This is a genomic window from Paracoccus sp. IB05, assembly GCF_016405985.1.
Classification (GTDB): domain Bacteria; phylum Pseudomonadota; class Alphaproteobacteria; order Rhodobacterales; family Rhodobacteraceae; genus Pseudogemmobacter.
Genome location: NZ_JAEFCF010000033.1, coordinates 40,691 through 60,209, shown reverse-complemented (window position 1 = coordinate 60,209; position 19,519 = coordinate 40,691). Strand labels below are relative to the sequence as shown.

The 19,519-nt window shown below is 63.7% G+C and carries 17 protein-coding genes; 7 read left to right on the top strand and 10 right to left on the bottom strand.

Annotated elements, in window-relative coordinates; translation table 11 throughout:
• Nucleotides 1-119: 119 nt before the first annotated feature.
• Both JC607_RS18820 and JC607_RS18815 read right to left on the bottom strand, forming a co-directional pair.
• A complete protein-coding gene (locus JC607_RS18820; protein WP_198838427.1) occupies nucleotides 120-1,430 on the bottom strand; it encodes an MFS transporter in 1,311 nt (436 codons plus the stop codon).
• Nucleotides 1,431-1,565: 135 nt separating this feature from the next.
• A complete protein-coding gene (locus JC607_RS18815) occupies nucleotides 1,566-2,462 on the bottom strand; it encodes a hypothetical protein (protein ID WP_198838426.1) in 897 nt (298 codons plus the stop codon).
• Nucleotides 2,463-2,681: 219 nt separating this feature from the next.
• On the opposite strand from JC607_RS18815, the gene ilvD reads away from it, so the two are divergent.
• The gene (gene ilvD / locus JC607_RS18810) at nucleotides 2,682-4,520 is read left to right on the top strand and encodes a dihydroxy-acid dehydratase (protein ID WP_198838425.1); all 1,839 of its coding nucleotides are present in this window, start codon (nucleotides 2,682-2,684) and stop codon (nucleotides 4,518-4,520) included.
• Between the two features lie 64 nt (nucleotides 4,521-4,584).
• Here the strand turns inward: ilvD and JC607_RS18805 are convergent, their stop codons facing one another.
• Nucleotides 4,585-5,790 (bottom strand): MFS transporter, encoded by a 1,206-nt coding sequence (locus JC607_RS18805; RefSeq protein ID WP_198838424.1) that lies wholly within the window; start codon nucleotides 5,788-5,790, stop codon nucleotides 4,585-4,587.
• A gap of 201 nt (nucleotides 5,791-5,991) precedes the next feature.
• Nucleotides 5,992-7,590 carry an alpha-amylase family glycosyl hydrolase gene (locus JC607_RS18800; protein ID WP_198838431.1) on the bottom strand — a complete coding sequence of 533 codons (1,599 nt, stop codon included), beginning with the start codon at nucleotides 7,588-7,590 and terminating at the stop codon, nucleotides 5,992-5,994.
• Nucleotides 7,591-7,989: 399 nt separating this feature from the next.
• On the opposite strand from JC607_RS18800, the gene JC607_RS18795 reads away from it, so the two are divergent.
• A complete protein-coding gene (locus JC607_RS18795; protein WP_198838430.1) occupies nucleotides 7,990-9,234 on the top strand; it encodes an MFS transporter in 1,245 nt (414 codons plus the stop codon).
• A gap of 296 nt (nucleotides 9,235-9,530) precedes the next feature.
• Nucleotides 9,531-10,553 (top strand): aspartate-semialdehyde dehydrogenase, encoded by a 1,023-nt coding sequence (locus tag JC607_RS18790; protein ID WP_198838423.1) that lies wholly within the window; start codon nucleotides 9,531-9,533, stop codon nucleotides 10,551-10,553.
• A gap of 71 nt (nucleotides 10,554-10,624) precedes the next feature.
• Here JC607_RS18790 and JC607_RS18785 read toward each other — a convergent pair whose 3' ends face one another.
• The gene (locus tag JC607_RS18785; protein WP_198838422.1) at nucleotides 10,625-10,909 is read right to left on the bottom strand and encodes a YiaA/YiaB family inner membrane protein; all 285 of its coding nucleotides are present in this window, start codon (nucleotides 10,907-10,909) and stop codon (nucleotides 10,625-10,627) included.
• A gap of 74 nt (nucleotides 10,910-10,983) precedes the next feature.
• Nucleotides 10,984-11,661 carry a PspA/IM30 family protein gene (locus JC607_RS18780; protein WP_198838421.1) on the bottom strand — a complete coding sequence of 226 codons (678 nt, stop codon included), beginning with the start codon at nucleotides 11,659-11,661 and terminating at the stop codon, nucleotides 10,984-10,986.
• Between the two features lie 106 nt (nucleotides 11,662-11,767).
• Here JC607_RS18780 and JC607_RS18775 point away from each other — a divergent pair, with 106 nt between their 5' ends.
• Together JC607_RS18775 and JC607_RS18770 are read left to right on the top strand one after the other, a co-directional pair.
• The gene (locus JC607_RS18775; protein WP_198838420.1) at nucleotides 11,768-12,364 is read left to right on the top strand and encodes a TetR/AcrR family transcriptional regulator; all 597 of its coding nucleotides are present in this window, start codon (nucleotides 11,768-11,770) and stop codon (nucleotides 12,362-12,364) included.
• Between the two features lie 157 nt (nucleotides 12,365-12,521).
• On the top strand, nucleotides 12,522-14,153 hold the full coding sequence (locus JC607_RS18770; RefSeq protein WP_198838419.1) for a DUF4139 domain-containing protein: 1,632 nt from the start codon (nucleotides 12,522-12,524) through the stop codon (nucleotides 14,151-14,153).
• Here JC607_RS18770 and mnmD read toward each other — a convergent pair whose 3' ends face one another.
• Nucleotides 14,154-14,882, bottom strand: coding sequence for a tRNA (5-methylaminomethyl-2-thiouridine)(34)-methyltransferase MnmD (gene mnmD / locus JC607_RS18765; RefSeq protein ID WP_370584875.1), 729 nt, complete (start codon nucleotides 14,880-14,882; stop codon nucleotides 14,154-14,156). It lies immediately after the preceding gene.
• Nucleotides 14,883-14,926: 44 nt separating this feature from the next.
• On the opposite strand from mnmD, the gene JC607_RS18760 reads away from it, so the two are divergent.
• On the top strand, nucleotides 14,927-15,964 hold the full coding sequence (locus tag JC607_RS18760; protein ID WP_198838418.1) for an FAD-binding oxidoreductase: 1,038 nt from the start codon (nucleotides 14,927-14,929) through the stop codon (nucleotides 15,962-15,964).
• Between the two features lie 146 nt (nucleotides 15,965-16,110).
• Here the strand turns inward: JC607_RS18760 and JC607_RS18755 are convergent, their stop codons facing one another.
• Complete coding sequence (locus tag JC607_RS18755) at nucleotides 16,111-17,556, bottom strand: aldehyde dehydrogenase family protein (protein ID WP_198838417.1); 1,446 nt, start codon at nucleotides 17,554-17,556, stop codon at nucleotides 16,111-16,113.
• A 293-nt stretch (nucleotides 17,557-17,849) separates the two neighbouring features.
• On the opposite strand from JC607_RS18755, the gene JC607_RS18750 reads away from it, so the two are divergent.
• Complete coding sequence (locus tag JC607_RS18750) at nucleotides 17,850-18,506, top strand: peroxiredoxin (protein WP_198838416.1); 657 nt, start codon at nucleotides 17,850-17,852, stop codon at nucleotides 18,504-18,506.
• A gap of 116 nt (nucleotides 18,507-18,622) precedes the next feature.
• Here the strand turns inward: JC607_RS18750 and JC607_RS18745 are convergent, their stop codons facing one another.
• Nucleotides 18,623-19,177: a CHAP domain-containing protein gene (locus tag JC607_RS18745; protein ID WP_198838415.1), complete on the bottom strand. Its 555-nt coding sequence runs from the start codon at nucleotides 19,175-19,177 to the stop codon at nucleotides 18,623-18,625.
• A gap of 91 nt (nucleotides 19,178-19,268) precedes the next feature.
• Complete coding sequence (locus JC607_RS18740; protein ID WP_198838414.1) at nucleotides 19,269-19,409, bottom strand: hypothetical protein; 141 nt, start codon at nucleotides 19,407-19,409, stop codon at nucleotides 19,269-19,271.
• Nucleotides 19,410-19,519 lie beyond the last annotated feature (110 nt).

The window sequence follows — 19,519 nt, the reverse complement described above, 5'->3', positions numbered from 1 at the left end:
AATATTGCGGCCATTTCACACAATGGGAAAAACAAAATACTCTCGATATCTGAGGTCGGATAAGTGAAAGAAACGCCGCCCGGAATGATCTCCGGGCGGCGTTTTCTGTTGCAAATCGGTCAGTTCAATGCGGCTTGCCTGGTCTCGGCATCTATCGTCCAGGCCAGCAGCGCCGCCAGGGCCAGGAGGCCCGAGAACAGCCCGATCGCCATAGCCGTGTCCTGGATGAAGAGATGCACCAGAACCGAAGGCGCCAGCAACCCGCCCAGCCGCGCCATCGCCCCGGCCGCCCCCATGCCGGTCGCACGGCTTGCGGTCGGATAAAGCTCGGGCGTGAAGGCATAAAGCGCGCCCCAGGTGCCCAAAAGCGCAAAACTCATCACCATCAGCGCGGTCGCGATCAGCACTGGCCCGGTCGAGAGGGTGAACAAAAGGCAGGCCGCCGCGCTCAGGATCAGGAATCCGATCAGCGTCTTGCGCCGCCCCCAGGCCTCAACCCCCCAGGCCGCCAGCGCATAGCCGGGGATCTGCGCCAGGGCCAGCACGACGAGGAAGCCATAGCCGCGGACAAAGCCGAAGCCCTCATTCGCCAGCCGTGCCGGCATCCAGGTGAAGACCCCGTAATAGCTCATCGAGACAAGGAACCAGACCGCCAGCATCGGGATGGTGCGCCGGATCAGCGCCGGCGAGAAGATCCCGGTCGCACCCGAGGCCCGGGGCAGCTCTATCCGCGCGGTGCCAGTCCCGGTTTTTCCGTTCATGACAAGCATTTGATCTAGAACGGTTTTTGCCTCGACCTCGCGCCCTTCGCGCAGAAGGTGCAACGGGCTTTCCGGGATCCAGAAGCGCAGGAAGATGCCGATCACCGCCGGCACGCCGGTCACGAAAAAGATCACGCGCCAGGTCTCGATCCCGCCCCAGCTGCTCGCCGCCCAGGCGGTCAGCGCCACGATCACGGTTCCCACCGCCCAGAAGCCTTCCAGCATCACCAGCCAGCGGCCACGGCGTGACGGCGGCAGAAATTCGGCCATCATCGCGTAATCCACCGGCAGCGTGCCGCCAACCGCGAGGCCGGTCAGGAAACGCAGGACCAGCAGCGTGGTGAAATCCGGGGCAAAGGCCGAGGCGATGCCGAAGACCGCATCCATCGCCACCGTGATCAGGAGGATCCTGCGGCGCCCGAAGCGATCCGCGAGCCGCCCGAAAACCGAGGCGCCCACCAGCATGCCCAGAAAGAACAGCGTGCCGGTCTGCAGGGCCTGCGGTACTTCCATCCCGAAACTGGCCGCGATGGAGGCGACGGTGAAGCCGACGGCCAGCACCTGCATCGCATCCGCCGTCCAGACGAGGCCAAAGACTCCCAGAAGCCGGCGCTGGAACCTGCCGGTCCCCGCCCGCTCCAGCACTGTGTCGACTGCAATAGCGGTCATCGTCATCCCTTCCCTGTCCCCCATTTTCCGGGGTGTCTGATAAAATATACTCAAAATGAGCATATATAGGTGAAGGCGAAATATACTCGATGTGAGTTTATGTCAATTCCAACTTTGACTGATTTCGCGTAAGGCTCAGCCCCGGCTGACCGGCAGCCTGGTGCCGGCGAGCGCGCGTGCCTCAAGCACCGCCGGGCGATAGCGGAACAGCATGGCGGGCCGGCCACGGGATTCGGCCGTGGTCTCGCCGGTTTCCTCGATCAGGTCCTGCTGGTCGATCTGCCGGCGAAAATTCGATTTATGCAGCCTGAGGCCGATCAGCGCCTCAACCAGGCGCTGCAATTGCAGAAACGTGAAACTCTCCGGCATAAGTTCAAAGGCCACGGGGCGGTATTTGATCTTGGCCCTGAGCCGCGCGATCCCTGTTGCCAGAATGCGGCGATGATCCCCCTGCATGGCCCGCCCTGCGCCTGCCAGCCCAGCCCCGATCAGACCGCTGGCCTCGCCAACCAGCCCGGCCTCATAGAGAAGTTCATAGCGTGACAGAACCAGATCCTCGTTCCAGGCCTGACCCTCAAGGCCGAAAGCATGGGCGACGCGCTGCACGCGCCCGGGATCGCTGGCCGCCCAGAGGTTCAATGCGGCAATCAACCTGTGCCAGCCCTCGGGCAGGCCGCTGCGGTGATCCTCCCAGGGGAGATATTCATACCAGCCATGCCATTCTGGCCGCCCCGCCCCCGGCGCCGCCTGTTCGCGCACGAGACCGAGATAGGAGATCGAGATCCGCCGCAGATCCGCGTCTTCCCCCCGGTCACGGTCAGCGAAGGTGTAAAGCTGTTCCAGAAACCCCACAGGATGCCCCGTCTGGCTTTCGATCCAGTCCCTGAGCCCCGCCTGCAGGCTGCGATGTGACGAGGTGAACGGGCCCGAGGGCAGCGCCTCGCCGGCGGCAACCGTCATCACCCGGGGCGCGTCCCCGGTCACCGCGGCCAGCACCGCAATCAGGTCTGCCTGAGCCAGCCCCGTGGTCACCCTTGCCTCCGCTTTGACCTCTGCCTGACCCCGGACTAGCACGCGGGCGCAGCCTGGCCAACCGCTGCCCCGGTTGTGGAAGGCGCAAAGCTGTAACAGCCCTTTAAACCGCGCCCCGCTTACGTTAACTCAGTGTGGAAACCCCAAACCCGGCTTCCTGCCAGACCGTCACCCGGAGGAGGTGCGGCGGGAGGCTCTCAGGCGAAAGACGACAGCCAGATGCCAGCCTATCGTTCCAGAACCACCACGCATGGCCGCAATATGGCCGGGGCCCGCGGGCTCTGGCGCGCCACGGGGATGAAGGACAGCGATTTCGGCAAGCCGATTATCGCGATCGTGAATTCCTTTACCCAATTCGTGCCAGGGCACGTCCATCTGAAAGACCTCGGCCAGATGGTCGCGCGCGAGGTCGAGGCGGCGGGCGGTGTCGCGAAAGAATTCAACACCATCGCCGTCGATGACGGGATCGCGATGGGCCATGACGGGATGCTGTATTCGCTCCCCTCGCGCGAGATCATCGCGGATTCGGTTGAATATATGGTGAATGCGCATTGCGCAGATGCCATGGTCTGCATCTCAAACTGCGACAAGATCACCCCCGGCATGCTGATGGCGGCAATGCGGCTGAACATCCCGGCGATCTTCGTCTCAGGCGGGCCGATGGAGGCCGGCAAGGTGACGCTCGGCGACGGGCGCGAGGTCAAGCTTGACCTCGTTGACGCGATGGTCGCGGCGGCTGATGACAAGATGTCTGACGCCGATGTCGATGCCATTGAAAAGGCCGCCTGCCCGACCTGTGGGTCGTGTTCGGGGATGTTCACCGCCAATTCGATGAACTGCCTGGCAGAGGCGCTTGGTCTCGCATTGCCGGGCAATGGCTCGACGCTGGCGACGCATGCCTTCCGCAAGGGGCTGTTCCTGAAATCGGGGCGGATGATCGTCGAGCTGGCAAAGCGGTGGTACGAGCAGGATGACGCGAATGTGCTGCCGCGCACCATCGCCAGCCGCGCGGCCTTTGACAATGCGATGGCGCTTGATATCGCGATGGGCGGCTCGACCAATACCGTGTTGCACCTTCTGGCCATTGCCCAGGAAGGCGGCGTCGACTTCGGCATGGATGAGATCGACGCCCTGTCGCGCAAGGTCCCCTGTCTGAGCAAGGTCGCGCCGAATGTGGCGGGCGTGCATATGGAAGATGTCCACCGCGCCGGCGGCATCATGTCGCTGCTGGGCGAACTCGACCGCGCCGGGCTGATCAATCGCGACTGCCCGACGGTCCATTCCGAGACCATGGGCGAGGCGCTTGCCGCCTGGGACATCGCAGTGACGAACAACCCCGAGGCGCGGGAATTGTATCTCGCCGCCCCCGGTGGTGTGCCGACGCAGGTTGCGTTCTCGCAGAGCTCGCTCTGGCCAAGCCTGGATACCGACCGCGAGAAGGGCGTGATCCGCTCGGTCGAACATGCGTTTTCGAAAGAGGGCGGCCTTGCGGTCCTGAAGGGCAATATCGCGCTGGACGGCTGTATCGTGAAAACCGCAGGCGTGGACGAGTCGATCCTGAAATTCACCGGCCCGGCTGTGGTGTTCGAGAGCCAGGACGCGGCGGTCAAGGGCATTCTGAACAAGGGCGTCAAGGCCGGGGATGTGGTGGTGATCCGCTATGAGGGGCCGAAAGGCGGGCCGGGGATGCAGGAAATGCTCTATCCGACCTCTTACCTGAAATCGCGGGGCCTCGGCAAAGTCTGTGCGCTGATCACCGACGGGCGGTTCTCGGGCGGCACTTCGGGCCTTTCCATCGGCCATGCCAGCCCCGAAGCGGCAGCCGGCGGCACCATCGGCCTGGTCCGTGATGGCGACCTGATCGAGATCGACATCCCGAACCGCACGATCACGCTCGCGGTCCCCGAGGCGGAACTGGCTGCGCGGCGCGTCGAACAGGACCGTCTGGGCTGGAAACCGGCACAGCCAAGAAAGCGCAATGTGACCACCGCGCTCAAGGCCTATGCGGCCTTTGCGTCTTCGGCCGATAAGGGCGCGGTCCGGATCCTGCCGGAATAATCTGCGACCGGGCATGAACAAAAAAGGCGGGTGATCCTCTCACCCGCCTTTTTCTTTTTTCGCCTTATTTCGCCTGCGGCGCCTCATGGGTCTTCGCGTAATGGGCAAGGATGCCCAGCATCGCGATCCCGGCCACCGAAAAACCGATCGCCACGATCCCCGAGGACCGATAGCCCCAATGCAGCGCGAAACCGGCGGCCAGCGGCCCAAGCGCGTTTGCCGCGTTAAAGGCCGCGTGGTTCATTGCCGCCGCCATGCTTTGCGCCTTGCCCGCGACATCCATCAGCCGGGTCTGCAGCGGCACAAAAACGCCCGAGCTCAGCCCGATCAGGAAGGCGGACAGCGTCATCTGCACCCAGTCGCCCACCGCGTAAGACGCATAGGCCTGCGCCAGGATCATGAAAATCAGCAGGGACAGCGCCGCTTTCATATTTCCGAGCCGGATCGTCAGCCGGGCTGCCAGGATCGAGCCCAGCGTGATCCCCACGCCGAAGGTGGCCAACATCAGCGTAACACCCCAGCCCGGCGGGTTAGCCGTCGCAAGCATCGCCGCCGAGAGGAAGGAATAGACCGCGAAAAGCCCGCCGCAGCCGATCAGCCCCACCGCAAGTGTCAGCAGGACCGACGGGTTGAACAAAGCCCGCAGCTCATCCATCGGGCGCGCATTGGGGTCAACGCCGACCCGTGGCGCCAGTTTCAGGATCAGCACCGCTGAAATCAGCGCAAGCACGCCTGGCAGCGCAAAGCCGAACCGCCAGCCAAGGCCCTGGCCCAAAAGCGCCGCGAAAGGCACGCCGACGATATTCGCAACCGTCAGACCCAGCATGACCTGGGTGACGCCCTTTGCCCGCTGCTCGCGCGGCAGCGCATCGGCGGCAAAAAGCATCGCCACCCCAAGGAAACCACCATGCGGCAGCCCGGCAAGGAAGCGCGTCACCAGCAGCGTCGAAAAGCCCGGCAGCACCGCCGCCAGCAGGTTCAGGACGCCGTAAGCTGCGATCAGCCCGGCCAGGTAGCGCCGCCGGGGCAGTCTTGCGCCCAGAAACGAGGTCAGCGGCGCGCCCACGACCACGCCGAACGCATAGGCCGCTACGACTTTACTGGCCTCGGCCTCCGGGACACCAAGGTCTTTCGCATACCAGGGCAAGAGCCCCATCGAGGCGAATTCAGACGTGCCTATGGCAAAAGCGCCAAGCGCGAGCGCAAGGATCGCCCAGCGATAATCGGAAGAGCGGCCGGGCGCGGAAGAGCCACTGAGCGGCGGGGACATGGGGCACCTGATATGAAATGAGAAACCGGAATCTGCCGGTCAGCCTTTTGGCGTTGTTTGCGATAACGGCGGGCGGCTGTCCATGGTCCAGTCTATGCACGACTGCAGGGCAGGTTTGCAAAGGGCACAACCATGGGCAAAACGCCCGTCGATCAGGCGGGATTGTGCCGCTCAGCCGCCCCCCAGAGGACAGCCCGCGCCTCAGCTCAGCCCCGGGATCCCGCCGGTGATCCGCAGAAAGCCAAAGCCATTCCCGTCCAGCCGCACAGCGCCGGGTGTCAGGCCAAGGCCCTGGGACGGGCCAGCCTGGCTCCCCTCACCGTCAAGGCGCAGGCTGACTGCCTCCTTGCCAAGATTGAAGAGGCACAGAAGATCGCCGCGCAGGAAGGCCAGCACCGGATCGGGCGCGGTCAGGAAAGTGGTCTTGCCCGCACGCAGCCCGGCTTCGGCGCGGCGGAAGGCCAGCATCGCGCGGTAGCTTTCCAAAACCGAGCCCTGGGCACCCTCCTGCGCGGCGACATTCCTCGCCAGCTGCGGCGCCTTTACCGGCAGCCATGGCGTGCCGGTGGTAAAGCCGCCATTGGCGCTCGCATCCCAGACCATCGGCGTGCGGGTATTGTCGCGCCCGACCGGCGCCGGCCAGAAGGCAATGCCCTGCGGATCGGTCAGCTCCTCAAAGCTGAGTTCGGTATCGGTCTGGCCGAGCTCCTCGCCCTCCCACAGGCAGATCGAGCCCTCGAATGACAGCAACAGCGCGCCCGCCAGTTTCGCAAGGCTGCCCTGGTCGACCGCATAAGGCAGCCAGCGCGTCACCTGGCGCGGCACGTCATGATTGGCAAAGGCCCACATCGGCCAGCCCTGGGGCGCGCCGCTGAAGAACGCCTCGATCCGGTCGCGGAAATAGCCAGGGGTGAAACTCCGCCCGAACATCTCGAAACTATAGCACTGATGCAGACGCCCCGGCGCGGTATAGTCGCCCATCATCTGGATCGCGCGATGGGTGTCGCCGACCTCGCCCACGCTCGCCGCGCCATAGTCATCCAGCAGCGCCCGGATCCGGCTCAGCCAGGCCAGGTTCTCGGGCCGGTTCTTGTCGAACAGGTGATCCTGCATGTCATAGGGATTGTCGGGCGGATCGGCGAGATCGCGCCAGTCAGCCGGATTGTCGCGCAGCTTCCGGTCGTGGAAATAGTAATTCACCGTATCAAAGCGGAAACCGTCCACGCCGCGCTCCAGCCAGAAGCGCAGGACCGAGAGCGCCCAGTCCTGCACCTCCGGATTATGGTAGTTGAAATCGGGCTGCGATGTCAGAAAGTTATGCATATAGAACTGGCGGCGGCGGCCATCCCAGGTCCAGCCCGGCCCGCCAAAGACCGAAAGCCAGTTCGTCGGCGGCGTGCCGTCATGGTCCGGGTCCACCCAGACATACCAGTCGGCGCGCGGATTATCGCGCGAGGCGCGGCTTTCCGTGAAAAACGGGTGCTGATCTGACGAATGGCTGATCACCTGGTCGATGATGACCTTCAGCCCGAGGTCATGCGCCGTGGCGATCAGCCTGTCGAAATCGGCGAGCGTCCCAAAAACCGGGTCGATATCGATATAGTCTGACACGTCATAGCCCATATCCTTCATCGGGCTTCGAAACACCGGCGAGAGCCAGACCACATCCACCCCGAGCCCCGCCAGATATGGCAGACGCGCGGTGATACCGGGCAGGTCTCCGACCCCGTCGCCATTCGAATCCTGAAAACTGCGCGGATAGACCTGATAGGTCACCGCGCCCTTCCACCAGTCACCCACCGCTTTGCTCACACCCGCCCCCTTACTGAACTCACTGTATCCTGTAACGTTTTCAACCCCGCGCGATGAAGACCGCCGCCATAGCCTGGGTCACCGCGCGGGCAAGCCGGTCGCTAGAGCAGCCGTTCGCGGCGCTACTGGTCCGCAAGCGAGCCTTCGCCCGCTTTGCGACAGGAACAGCCAGCATCTGCGCGCATTCCGGCATTCCCGCGCCTCCATCGCAGCCTTCCGTTTGCGCTCACATTCGCGCCGCCCGGTCGCGGGGGCAAGAGGCCAGGTCTGGTTGGGATGACGCGTGCCCGGGTGGGAGCGCTTGTATGCATCACAATTCAGCATTTGACGCCATCCGGGACCCGGCGCAGGGTGCCGCCACGCCAAAAGGAATGCCCGATGTCCCAGATGACCGCCGCCACCAAAGCCCCGCTGATGACCCCCGTTCTGATCGCGGGCTCGGTCATCCTGATGATCGGCTTCGCGATCCGCGCCTCGTTTGGCGTCTTCCAGATCCCGGTGGCGACAGAGTTCCACTGGGCGCGCAGCGAATTCAGCCTGGCCATCGCGATCCAGAACCTCGCCTGGGGGATCGGCCAGCCGATCTTCGGCGCGCTGGCCGAGAAATTCGGCGACCGCAGGGCGATCATCGGCGGTGCCATACTCTATGCGCTCGGCCTTGTGCTGACGGCGATGGCCACCCAGCCCTGGCAACATCAGATGCTGGCGGTGATCATTGGCTTCGGGATCGCAGGCACCGGCTTTGGCGTGATCCTCGCAATCGTCGGCCGCGCGGCGGCGCCCGAGAACCGCTCGATGGCGCTCGGGATCGGCACGGCGGCGGGGTCGGCGGGCCAGGTCTTCGGCGCACCTGCGGCCGAATTCCTCATGCAATATTATTCCTGGCAATGGGTCTTCGTGATCTTTGCCGGCGTGGTGCTCCTGACCCTTTTCGCGCTGCCCTTCATCCGCTCTGAACATGTCGCCTCAAAGGCCGAGCTGGAAGAGAGCCTCGGCGAGGTCCTTCGCCGCGCCTTCAAAGACCCATCCTACACGCTGATTTTCCTTGGCTTCTTTTCCTGCGGCTATCAGCTGGCCTTTATCACCGCGCATTTTCCGGCCTTTGTCACCGATTTCTGCGGCGCGATTGATCCGGGCGGCTTCCTCGCGATGATCGGGATCACGACAACCTCTGCGCTCGGAGCGGTGTCGATTGCGGTGATCGGGTTCTTCAATATCGCGGGCACGATTTTCGCCGGCTGGCTGGGCAAGCGCTATACAAAGAAATATCTCCTTTGCGGCATCTATGTGCTGCGCACCATAGCTGCGGCGGTGTTCTTCCTCTTGCCGATCACCCCGGCCTCAGTCCTGATCTTCTCGGCGGTGATGGGATCCCTGTGGCTGGCCACGGTGCCGCTGACCTCAGGGCTGGTCGCGCATCTGTGGGGCCTGCGCTACATGGGAACGCTCTATGGATTTGTGTTCCTCTCGCATCAGATCGGCGGCTTCCTCGGCGTCTGGCTCGGGGGCAAGATGTATGACCTGCATGGGAATTACACCCTCGTCTGGTGGATCGGCGTCGGCGTTGGCGCCTTTTCGGCGCTGGTGCATCTGCCCATCCGCGAGCGGCAGCCGCTGGCACAACCGGCCTGAGCGGCGCCTGCGGCCACCGGGCAGAGGGGGCCAGCCCCCTCGCGGCTGCGCCGCCCTCCCCCGGGATATTTAAGGACAGAAAATGACATCTCTTCTTTTCATTTTCTGTCTCTAAATATCCCCGCCGGAGGCTTCTTCGGCATGAACACCTGCACCAGCGGTGACGCGGGCAAAGCCCGATGTACCAAACGCGCTTTACCACCTTGCCGCGATCAGATAAGGGGCCTCGTTCCCGGATGATCCGGGACGGGCTTACCCTGCGCGACTTGCAGGGTCAGGGTAACAGGAGAACCCCGATGGGCTATAAGGTCGTCGTCGTGGGAGCCACGGGCAACGTGGGCCGCGAAATGCTGAACATCCTCGCTGAACGCGAGTTCCCGGTGGACGAGATTGCCGTTCTGGCATCCAGAAAATCGCTGGGCACTGAGGTCAGCTTTGGCGACAAGACCCTGAAGACCAAGGATCTCGACACTTTCGATTTCACCGGCTGGGATATGGCGCTGTTTGCCGTGGGCTCGGATGCGACGAAACTCTACGCACCGAAAGCCGCCGCCGCCGGCTGCGTGGTGATCGATAACTCATCGCTCTATCGCTATGATCCGGACGTGCCGCTGATCGTGCCGGAAGTGAATGCCGATGCGATCATGGGCTATGCGAAGAAGAACATCATCGCGAACCCGAACTGCTCGACCGCGCAGATGGTTGTGGCGCTGAAGCCGCTGCATGACCGCGCAAAGATCAAACGTGTGATCGTCTCGACCTATCAGTCTGTGTCGGGCGCCGGCAAAGAAGGCATGGACGAGCTCTGGGAGCAGACCAAAGCGGTCTATAACCCGGTCCATGAAGTGCCTCCGAAGAAATTCACCAAGCAGATCGCCTTCAACGTGATCCCGCATATCGACGTCTTCCTCGACGACGGCTCCACCAAAGAAGAGTGGAAGATGGTCGCCGAGACCAAGAAGATCCTCGATCCGAAGATCAAACTGAACGCGACCTGCGTGCGGGTGCCGGTGTTTGTCGGCCATTCGGAAGCAATCAATATCGAGTTTGAAGAGCCGCTCGACTGGCAGGAGGCCCAGGATATCCTGCGCGAGGCACCCGGCATCATGCTGATCGATAAGCGCGAACCGGGCGGCTATATCACGCCCATCGAGGCGGTCGGCGAGTATGCGACCTATATCAGCCGTGTGCGTCAGGACCCGACCGTTGATAACGGCATCACGCTGTGGTGCGTCTCGGACAACCTGCGCAAGGGCGCGGCCCTCAACGCGGTTCAGATCGCAGAGACCCTGGGCAACCGGGTTCTGAAAAAGGGCTGATCCCGTCTGACAGGATGAGAAACGGCGCGGCAGATCCTTCTGCCGCGCCGTTTTCATTCATCCGGGCCAGATCAGGCAGCGCGGTTGCCGGCAGAAACCTCGGCCAGCAGGCGTTCGGTGCGGGCCTCTTCCAGCTTGTTATAGACCCGCTCGGATTCTTCCTTGTCCCGCAGGGCCTTGGTCACACCGACGGTCGAGCTGACCAGCATCAGCGCGGCCATGGCATAAAAGCCCTTCGCGGCGAAGCTCGCCTCCATAAAATAGACGCCGCCGGCCATCATCGCGGCTGCCACCACGAAATTGACATAGCTGAACATGTTGAAGGCCTGCGAGGTGCGGATCGGCTGGTCGGTCATCGGGGGGCTCACTGAAATGTTGGGGAGGGGAAGCTAATGCTTTGATCCTTGCGCCATTGCCGGCGCTCTGGCGATTACTCTTGCCGGGCTCTCAGGCGGGCCAGCACTGCGCTGGCATCGGTCTCCAGCGCCGGGCCGCAGCCTGCGGCGGCAAGACGGTTGCTGATCGATTCGGCGCTCTGGCAGGCCGTGATCACCGAAAGCGAGTTCGCTGCCGTTTCCTCGATCTGCTGGCGCTGCTGCAGGCGGGCCAGGGTTTCCTCGGCATCGCTGAGCGAGGCGTTGGCGCCGTGGTTCAGCACGCCGCGCAGCTTCTGGCTTTTGGAAACGGCCTCGGCGATGTGGCTGCCGCGATCCAGATCACGCAGCCGGCGCTCGGCCTCCTGGAGCTGATGCTGCAGCGTGGCGATCTCGGCGTTAAAGGCGCCAAGCGCCGCCTGCACCGTGGTGCGCTCGGCCTCGAGCCTCGCGATGGCCGCCGCCCCCTCGCCCGCCAGATCGTCGCGATCCATGGCAAGAGCGCCGAGGCAGCGGGTTTCCAGATCCGAGATCTGCGCATCGATGCGGGTCAGAATACCGCGTTCCCGGGCCGAATGCGCCATCACCATCGCAAGGGACCGCCGCGCCGCCTGCACTCCGGCCGCGCTGTCACGGATCTGCTGGCGCAGGATCGGCAATGCATTGGCATCCCTGACCGCCTGGGTCAGATCGTGATTCCGGCTCCGGCTCAGGGCAACCAGGGTCTTGAACATCTTGTTCTCCATGTTATGAACATTGTTCATAATCGCTTTGAACCACAACTATGAACGCCGTTCAAGACTAAAAATGAACGTTGTTCAAAAAATTATCGGAGGCCAAATGGCAACCAATCGCGAGGCACGCAAGGAAGAGCTCCGGGAGCGGCTGATCGCGGTGACCGCGAGGCAGATCGCGACCCGCGGCCTTGCACATCTGAAGGCGCGCGAGATCACCGCCGAGGCCGGTTGCGCGCTCGGGGCGCTGTACACAGCCTTTGGCGATCTTGATGAGCTGGTGATGCGGGTCAATACAAGGACGCTCGCGGATTTGCGCGCCGCGCTGGCCCCTGTCGGGGCCGATGCGCCGCCGGTGGAACGGCTCCAGGCGCAGACGCGGGCCTATATCGCCTTCGCCTCGGACCGCCCGAAAGAATGGGCGGCCCTGTTTGAATTCCAGCTCGCGCCCGAAAAGCCCCTGCCCGACTGGATGCGAACGGAGCAGGAGGCGCTGATGGCGCTGATCGCGCTGCCACTGTCGCAGGTCTTCCCCGCGCTTGGCGAGGAGGCGCTGATGATCCGGGTGCGGACCTTTTTCGGCGCGGTCCAGGGCGCAGTGCAACTTGCCTTGCAGGACAGGTTCATCGCCGTGCCGCGCGCGCAGCTTGATGCCGAGATGTCGGATCTTGTTCTGGCGCTGTGCCGGGGCTTTCCGGCCTGAGCCGGGTCGGGTCCTCGAGCGCCAGGGATCACGCCCGTACCCCGGGACATCTTGTAACGCAGCCCGGCCCCCGATCCCTGGGCCGGGTTTTCCATTCTTGCCGATGCCGGCCCGACAGCGCTAGCCTGGTGCAGTCATCCCTTACCGGAGCCGTTCCATGCGTGCCCTTCTTGCGGCCCTTCTGGCCACCACAGCCTTCCCCGCACTTGCCGACACGATCACCGCCGGCAGCCAGATCACCTCGGTCACCGTCTACCCTCAGGGCGCGAAAATCACCCGCGCGGTGACCTTCGACAGCCCCTCTGCCGGGACGCATGAGCTGTTGATCACCGATCTGCCGGCCGATACCGCACCGGGCCTGATGCAGCTGGTGGCGGCAGAGGGGATCTCGACCGGCGCCTTCTCGCTGCGGAGCGACCGGCTTCCGCCCCGCGAGGAAGTGCTGACCTCCGATCAGCAGGCTGCGAAAGCCACCGTTGAGGCGGCGGAGGCCGGGTTGCGCGCGGCAACCACGGCGGTCGAAGCCGGCAATGCCCGGATCCAGGCCGCCAATGCAAGGGCAGGCTATCTCGCCTCGATCAGCGGCCAGCCGCCTGAAGGCGCCACCGCCGAAACGCTGCGTGATTTCGCGAAAGTGATCGGTGAGGAAACCCTCGCCGCCGCCGAGGAAGCCAGCGCCGCCCGCGCCGATCTCTGGCCGGCACAAAAGGCGCTGGAAGAGGCGCAAAAGGCACTGACCGACGCCGAGGCCAGCCTCGCCGCCCTGCCGTCCGCTGCACAGGATTACGCGGTGCTTTCGGTCAGTTTTGAAAGCGCAGAGGCCGGGTCCAAAACCATCACCCTCACCCATTATGTCGATGCGGCCAGCTGGCGGCCCTTCTACGATCTGCGCCTGACGCGTAAGGATGGCGCGGGACTCACCATCGACCGCTCGGTCCTTGTGAGCCAGCAAACCGGTGAAGACTGGGGCGGGGTCGACCTGATCCTGTCCTCGTCGCGCCCCTCCGAGCAATCCGCCCCCTCGACGCTCTGGCCCTGGCAGCGCTGGATCGAAAAGGAACAGCCCCCCGCCCTTGAACGCGCGCGCAATATGGGCGCGGCCGAGATGGATATGGTCACCGCCCCCGCACTTGCCGCCGAGCCTGCGCCCATCAGCGCAAGTGCTGCCATGGAAGGCGATACCGTGGTCTATCATTACCCGCGCAAGGTCGATATCGCCGATGGGGTCGAAGATCTGCGCCTCTCGCTTGATCCGTTGCAGGCCGAACCCGGGATCTTCGCCCTTGCCGTTCCCTCCCGCGATCAAAGCGCCTTTGTCATGGCGAAATTCACAAACAGCTCCGGCGAGCCCCTGCTGCCCGGGGAGGCGTTGCTTTACCGCGAGGGCGTGCTGGTCGGCACCACCAGCCTTGGTCTGATCCCCGCCGGCAAGGAAACCGAAATCGCTTTCGGCGCGCTGGACAGCATCACGTTAAGCCGCGACATGCCACAGCGCGACAGCGGCCAGACCGGCGTCTTCTCGACCTCGAACCAGCTGAGCGAGACCGCGATCCTCCGGATCGAAAACCTCGGATCCGAGAGCTGGCCGGTGAAGGTGATCGACCAGGTGCCCTATTCGGAACAGCAGGATCTGAGCGTGAAGACCACGATCTCGCCACAACCGACGGTGACGGATCTCGAGGGGCAGCGCGGCATCATGGCCTGGGAATTCGATCTGGAGGCCGGCGCAAAACAAGAGATCTCGCTCGGCTATACGATGAGCTGGCCCGATGGGATGGTGCTGCGCTGATCAGCGCAAAACCCCCGCAGACATATGCCGCTTGCCCGCGAAACCGGGCAGGCGGCTGACCTCGAACCCGGCACCGGCCAGCGCGCGGCGCACATGGCCAGCCGCGGTATAGGTGGCGAAAGTGCCGCCCTTTGCCGTGTGATGCGCCACCTCGGCCATCAGCGTCTCGCCCCACATTTCCGGGTTTTTCGCCGGCGAAAACCCATCCAGGAACCAGGCATCGGCCCGCCCGGTCCAGGCCGGCAACCCATCCCGCACATCGCCATGCACGATCTCGACCGCGATCCCCGGCAGTCGAAAACGGGCTTCGCCCGCGCTCATCGCGGCAAGGAGCGGCGCGGCAATGGCGGCAGCTTCGGGAAAATGCTGCAGTGCGCGGGCCATGTCTTCCACCGCCATCGGAAAGGCCTCGAATGTGGTGTAATGCAAAAGGCCCGCGCCCTCGGGGTCCTGCTGATGCCAGGCCAGCGCGAGGGTCAGGAGGTTCAGCCCGGTGCCGAAGCCCAGTTCGGCGATGCGGAATCCGTCTTGCAGCCGCGCCGGCAGATCATTGCCGCCAAGGAAGACATGGCGCGTCTCCTCCAGCCCGCCCTTCAGACTGAAATAGGGATCGTCAAACCTGGTGGCGACGGGTATCGCATCCCCGAGCCAGCTCAGGCTGGCGGTTCCGGACATGACGGCTTTGGGCAGGTCGGTTTCGGAAAATTCGGTTTCGGGAATCTCGGGCATGGCTCACCTGACGGGTTGATGCCCCATGCGACAGCGGAGGCGGGATGGCAAGCGTCGATGTGACGGTCTGCGGCGCGGGGATCTTCGGGCTGAGCACAGCCTGGGCGCTGACAAAGCGTGGCGCAAGGGTGCAGGTGATCGAGACGCGCGCCATCGGCGCCGGCGCCTCGGGCGGGCTGGTCGGCGCATTGGCACCGCATGCGCCGGAGGCCTGGAATGAGATGAAGGCGTTGCAATTTCGCAGCCTCATCATGGCCGGGGCCTGGTGGGACGAGGTCCATCGCGCCGGCGGGACCGACCCGCTTTATCTGCGGGCGGGCCGGTTGCAGGCAGTGGCCGATACGGCCGCGCTGGAGCTTGCACGGACGCGGGAGACAGCGGCGCGCGACCTCTGGCAAGGCGCTGCTGAATGGCGGGTGATCCCGGCCACGGGCGCCCCCTGGGAGCCTGCCTCCCCCAGCGGCTGGCTGATCTCGGATACACTGACGGCCCGGATTTCTCCCCGCCGGGCGCTCGCTTCGCTCGCACATGCGCTGCGCGCCAGGGGGGTGGTGATCGGGCAGGAAGCGGCAGACGACCGGGGCCTCGTGGTTCATGCGACCGGATATGAGGGGCTCGCGGACCTCTCGGCTCATTTCGGCCACAAGCTGGGCGCAGGCGTGAAGGGCCAGGCGGTGCTCTTGCGCCACGCAGCGCGGGAGGCGCCGCAGATCTATGCGCCCGGGCTCCATATCGTTGCACATGGCGACGGGACCGTGGCGGTCGGATCAACCAGCGAGAGCGCCTGGCAGACAGTCGGACCCGATGCCCAGGCCGAGACACTGATCGCGCGCGCGCGCGCCGTGCTGCCGGTGCTGCACAGGGCCGAAGTTATGGAACGCTGGGCCGGCATCCGCCCGCGGGCTAAAAGCCGCGCGCCCGTGATCGGGGCCTGGCCCGGGCGACCAGGGCATTTCATCGCGAATGGCGGGTTCAAGACTGGCTTTGGCATGGCGCCGGTTTGTGCAGAGCTGCTCGCGGACCTTGTTGCCGCAGGGCGCGACATGATTCCTGCGGCATTTCTGCCGGAAACCTTGCTATAGGGGGGCTCTGCCCCCTCGCCGCTGCGCGGCTCACCCCCGGGATATTTGGAGACAGAAAATGACGCGGGAGCAGTGGGATCATTTTCTGTCCTTAAATATCCCCGCCGGAGGCAAAGACCGGCCCTGGGGCCGGTCTTCCGTCGCGATCAGCCAGCCGAGAAGCCGTAGCCAGAAATCGCTTTCGGCTCGAGGAATTCTTCAAGCCCCCAGATGCCGCCTTCACGGGCACGGCCCGACTGCTTCACGCCGCCAAAGAAGACGCCCGCCCCGCGCGATTTGCCGTTCATCTCGACCATGCCGGACACAAGCGCGCGACCGAGCCGGTTGGCCCGGGCCTGGTCTTCGGTCTGGACGTAATTGGTCAGCCCATATGGCGTGTCATTGGCGATGGCCACCGCCTCTTCCTCGCTGTCAAAGGGGATGATCGCCAGGACCGGCCCGAAGATCTCTTCGCGCTCGATGGTCATGCCCGGCTTCACATCGGCAAAGACCGTTGGTTTGACATAAAAGCCGCGATTGAAGCCCTCTGGCAGATCCGGCCCGCCTGCGACGAGGCGGGCGCCCTCTTCGATGCCTTTGCGGATATAGGCCTGGATCTGATCCCATTGCCGCTTGTTCACCACCGGGCCGATATGCGGCCCCGCCTGATCCGCCGGGCCAACCGCAATCGCATTCGCGAGATCTGCCGCCTCGGCTACAACCCTGTCATAAACCGGGCGCTCGACCAGCAGACGCGAAGGCGCGTTACAGCTTTGCCCGGTGTTCTCCATCATCCGCGCCACCGACCAGCGCACCGCATCCGGGCGCGCATCGGCGAACAAGAGATTCGCCCCCTTCCCCCCCAGTTCCAGCGTCACCCGTTTCAGCGTCTCAGCCGCCGTTTTCGAGATCGCCCGCCCGGCGCGGGTCGAGCCGGTAAACGAGATCATCTCGACATCCGGATGCGAGGAGAGCTGCGAGCCCACGCCGGCTCCGTCCCCGTTCACAAGGTTGAACACGCCCGCAGGGATCCCCGCCGCATGGCAGAATTCGGCAAACATCATCGCATCCAGCGGCGCCTCTTCCGAGGGTTTGAGCACACAGGTGCAGCCCGCCAGCATCGCCGGAATGGCCTTCAGCGCGATCTGATTGACCGGCCAGTTCCAGGGCGTGATCAGCCCGACGACGCCGATCGGCTCCAGCGCGATGGCCGCGCCCGGCGCGTGATCTCCCAGCGGCCGGATCCATTCGATATGCTCAAAGGCGCGCAGGAAATTCGTGGTATGCCAGGGCAGGCAGGGCGCCTGTTCTTCCAGCGCGAAGTCAATCGGCGCACCCATTTCCATCGCGATCACTTCGGCGAATTCCTGCTTTCTCGCCTCATACTGGTCGAGAATGGCCGCCACCAGTCGCGCCCGCTCCGCCGGGGGTGTTGCGCGCCAGGCCGGCAAGGCCGCCTTGGCCGCAGCAACCGCACGGTCGGTATCGCTCTGATCTCCCAAAGAAATCACCGCGCAGGGCTCTTCATTCGACGGGTTGATCACCTGGCAATCACGGGGTTTCGCAGGGGCGATCCAGGCGCCATTGATGTAGAAGTCGCGTTTGATGAGCATATCCGGCCTCGGTTCTGGGAGTGGCAGGTTTCGGGCGTGCCATGATGACAGGCCCGAAAGCATTTGATCAAAAATAGCGCTTTCCCGGGCCGGGACGCAAGCCTGCTCTCCCCCGCGCCGCCATTCCCGGGGAAGAGTGCTGCTGGCGAATCTGGCAAGACACCAAAATCATTCCGCTGCCTGCGGCCTGGTCAGGAAAGCTGTTCTAATTTGCCGCGACAACACCGTGGGGGGATGAAATATTCTTCCACAAAGCGTAAATCTGGCGCAGGAAATTCCCGAGGAGTGCTTCCATGTCCGTCCGCATCAACGATATCGCCCCCGATTTCACCGCCGACACCACCGCCGGCACCATCAGCTTCCACGACTGGCTCGGGGACAGCTACGGCATCATCTTCAGCCATCCGCGTGATTTCACCCCGGTTTGCACCACCGAATTCGCCGCCGTTGCGCGCCTGATTCCGGAATGGAAAAAGCGCGGCATCAAGGTGATTGGCCTGTCAGTTGATGGCAAAGCCGATCATGAGAAATGGAAGCGCGATATCGAGGCCTTCGGCGGCGCGCCGGCCGATTTCCCGATCATCGACGATACCAGCCTCACCGTGTCCAAAGCCTATGACCTGTTGCCGGCGGATTACTACATCCCGACCGACGGCCGCACCCCGGCCCATACCGCCACCGTGCGCGCAGTCTATTTCATCGGGCCGGATAAAAAGGTCCGCTTCACGATCTATTACCCGATGTCGGTCGGCCGCAACTTCGCCGAGATCCTGCGCGCGGTCGACGCGGTTCTGCTCACCGATGGCAAGCCGCTCGCGACCCCCGCCGACTGGATCCCGGGCGAGGACGTGATCGTGGCCCTCAGCCTGAACAACGACCAGGCTGCCGAAAAATATGGCGAGCTCGATATCAAACTGCCTTACCTGCGTTTTGCGAAACAGCCGGGCTGAGGCGCCTCAGCTTCCAAAAGCGACAGGCATAAACAACAAAGGGGAGGCACGCTGCCTCCCCTTTTCAATTTGATTTACCGGTTGAACGATGCAGGATCGACGATCCCGGAACGGTCTCAGTTCGGATAGATAAAGCCGTTGATCGGATAGGAAGACAGCCCCATCTCGCCCGCGACCCGCTCGACTTTGACGTCGCTCCAGTCGTTTTTCTTAGAGATATCAACAACTTTCATATCCATCTGGACCTTGTTTTTGACCCAGTTGGCATGGTTGATGCGGATCTCGCGTTCGGAAATCACTTCCGAGACCACAGCGATATGGCCGCGCGACATTTTCCGCGTTGCCGAAAAAGCCATCACAGCGCCCGGGCGGGGCTGGTTGCCGCGCGCATATTGGCCGGCGGCCGCATTCCACCAGGTTTTCGCATCGCCGCGCAGGTCGACACCGCTCGCGGTGCGGGCAAAGGGAACACACCAGACGCGCTGCCCCTTCGACTGCTTCTGCTTTGCCTCCAGCAGCGCCATCGCCTGACGCCCCGAATCAACGCTGCCAAAGATCGAGCTGTCCGGACCATCCGGGGCAATATCGCGGCCCATACAGGCACTCAGCGTCAGAGCGGCACAAAGCACGGCCAGGCTCCGGAGAAGCGGTTTTGCAGCGGTGAAAATCATGTGGTCCCGTTCCGGCGTCGTCTTGTTGATCTGCTCATGGCCCGGTCTGTGCCGGGCTGTGGCAGGACAAAGCCGGGGAAACAGATTTGAATCAAGTTTTTGTTTCGAGATATTTCTGCGACTGGCGGATCTTTGCCAGGCGCTGCAACGCGGCAGGCAGGAAGTGACGCAAATTCAGCCAGTTCCGGCCCGAAAAACCCTGAAATACGTGTTTCAGCGTCTTTCCGACCATGGATTTCGCAGATCAAGTCCTTTTTCTGCCGATCACGAAAACCCCGCAATGCGCCCGTTTCTGCATCGCAGCATCGCCCGTTCTGACCCTCGCCCCTGAAAAAGGGGAGC

What these genes read in the sequence shown, in the direction of transcription:
- JC607_RS18820 (WP_198838427.1), bottom strand. Translation starts at nt 1,430, where the DNA reads ATGACCGCTATTGCAGTCGACACAGTGCTGGAGCGGGCGGGGACCGGC.
- ilvD (WP_198838425.1), top strand. Translation starts at nt 2,682, where the DNA reads ATGCCAGCCTATCGTTCCAGAACCACCACGCATGGCCGCAATATGGCC.
- JC607_RS18805 (WP_198838424.1), bottom strand. Translation starts at nt 5,790, where the DNA reads ATGTCCCCGCCGCTCAGTGGCTCTTCCGCGCCCGGCCGCTCTTCCGAT.
- JC607_RS18795 (WP_198838430.1), top strand. Translation starts at nt 7,990, where the DNA reads ATGACCGCCGCCACCAAAGCCCCGCTGATGACCCCCGTTCTGATCGCG.
- JC607_RS18790 (WP_198838423.1), top strand. Translation starts at nt 9,531, where the DNA reads ATGGGCTATAAGGTCGTCGTCGTGGGAGCCACGGGCAACGTGGGCCGC.
- JC607_RS18785 (WP_198838422.1), bottom strand. Translation starts at nt 10,909, where the DNA reads ATGACCGACCAGCCGATCCGCACCTCGCAGGCCTTCAACATGTTCAGC.
- JC607_RS18780 (WP_198838421.1), bottom strand. Translation starts at nt 11,661, where the DNA reads ATGTTCAAGACCCTGGTTGCCCTGAGCCGGAGCCGGAATCACGATCTG.
- JC607_RS18775 (WP_198838420.1), top strand. Translation starts at nt 11,768, where the DNA reads ATGGCAACCAATCGCGAGGCACGCAAGGAAGAGCTCCGGGAGCGGCTG.
- JC607_RS18770 (WP_198838419.1), top strand. Translation starts at nt 12,522, where the DNA reads ATGCGTGCCCTTCTTGCGGCCCTTCTGGCCACCACAGCCTTCCCCGCA.
- mnmD (WP_370584875.1), bottom strand. Translation starts at nt 14,882, where the DNA reads ATGCCCGAGATTCCCGAAACCGAATTTTCCGAAACCGACCTGCCCAAA.
- JC607_RS18760 (WP_198838418.1), top strand. Translation starts at nt 14,927, where the DNA reads ATGGCAAGCGTCGATGTGACGGTCTGCGGCGCGGGGATCTTCGGGCTG.
- JC607_RS18755 (WP_198838417.1), bottom strand. Translation starts at nt 17,556, where the DNA reads ATGCTCATCAAACGCGACTTCTACATCAATGGCGCCTGGATCGCCCCT.
- JC607_RS18750 (WP_198838416.1), top strand. Translation starts at nt 17,850, where the DNA reads ATGTCCGTCCGCATCAACGATATCGCCCCCGATTTCACCGCCGACACC.
- JC607_RS18745 (WP_198838415.1), bottom strand. Translation starts at nt 19,177, where the DNA reads ATGATTTTCACCGCTGCAAAACCGCTTCTCCGGAGCCTGGCCGTGCTT.
- JC607_RS18740 (WP_198838414.1), bottom strand. Translation starts at nt 19,409, where the DNA reads ATGGTCGGAAAGACGCTGAAACACGTATTTCAGGGTTTTTCGGGCCGG.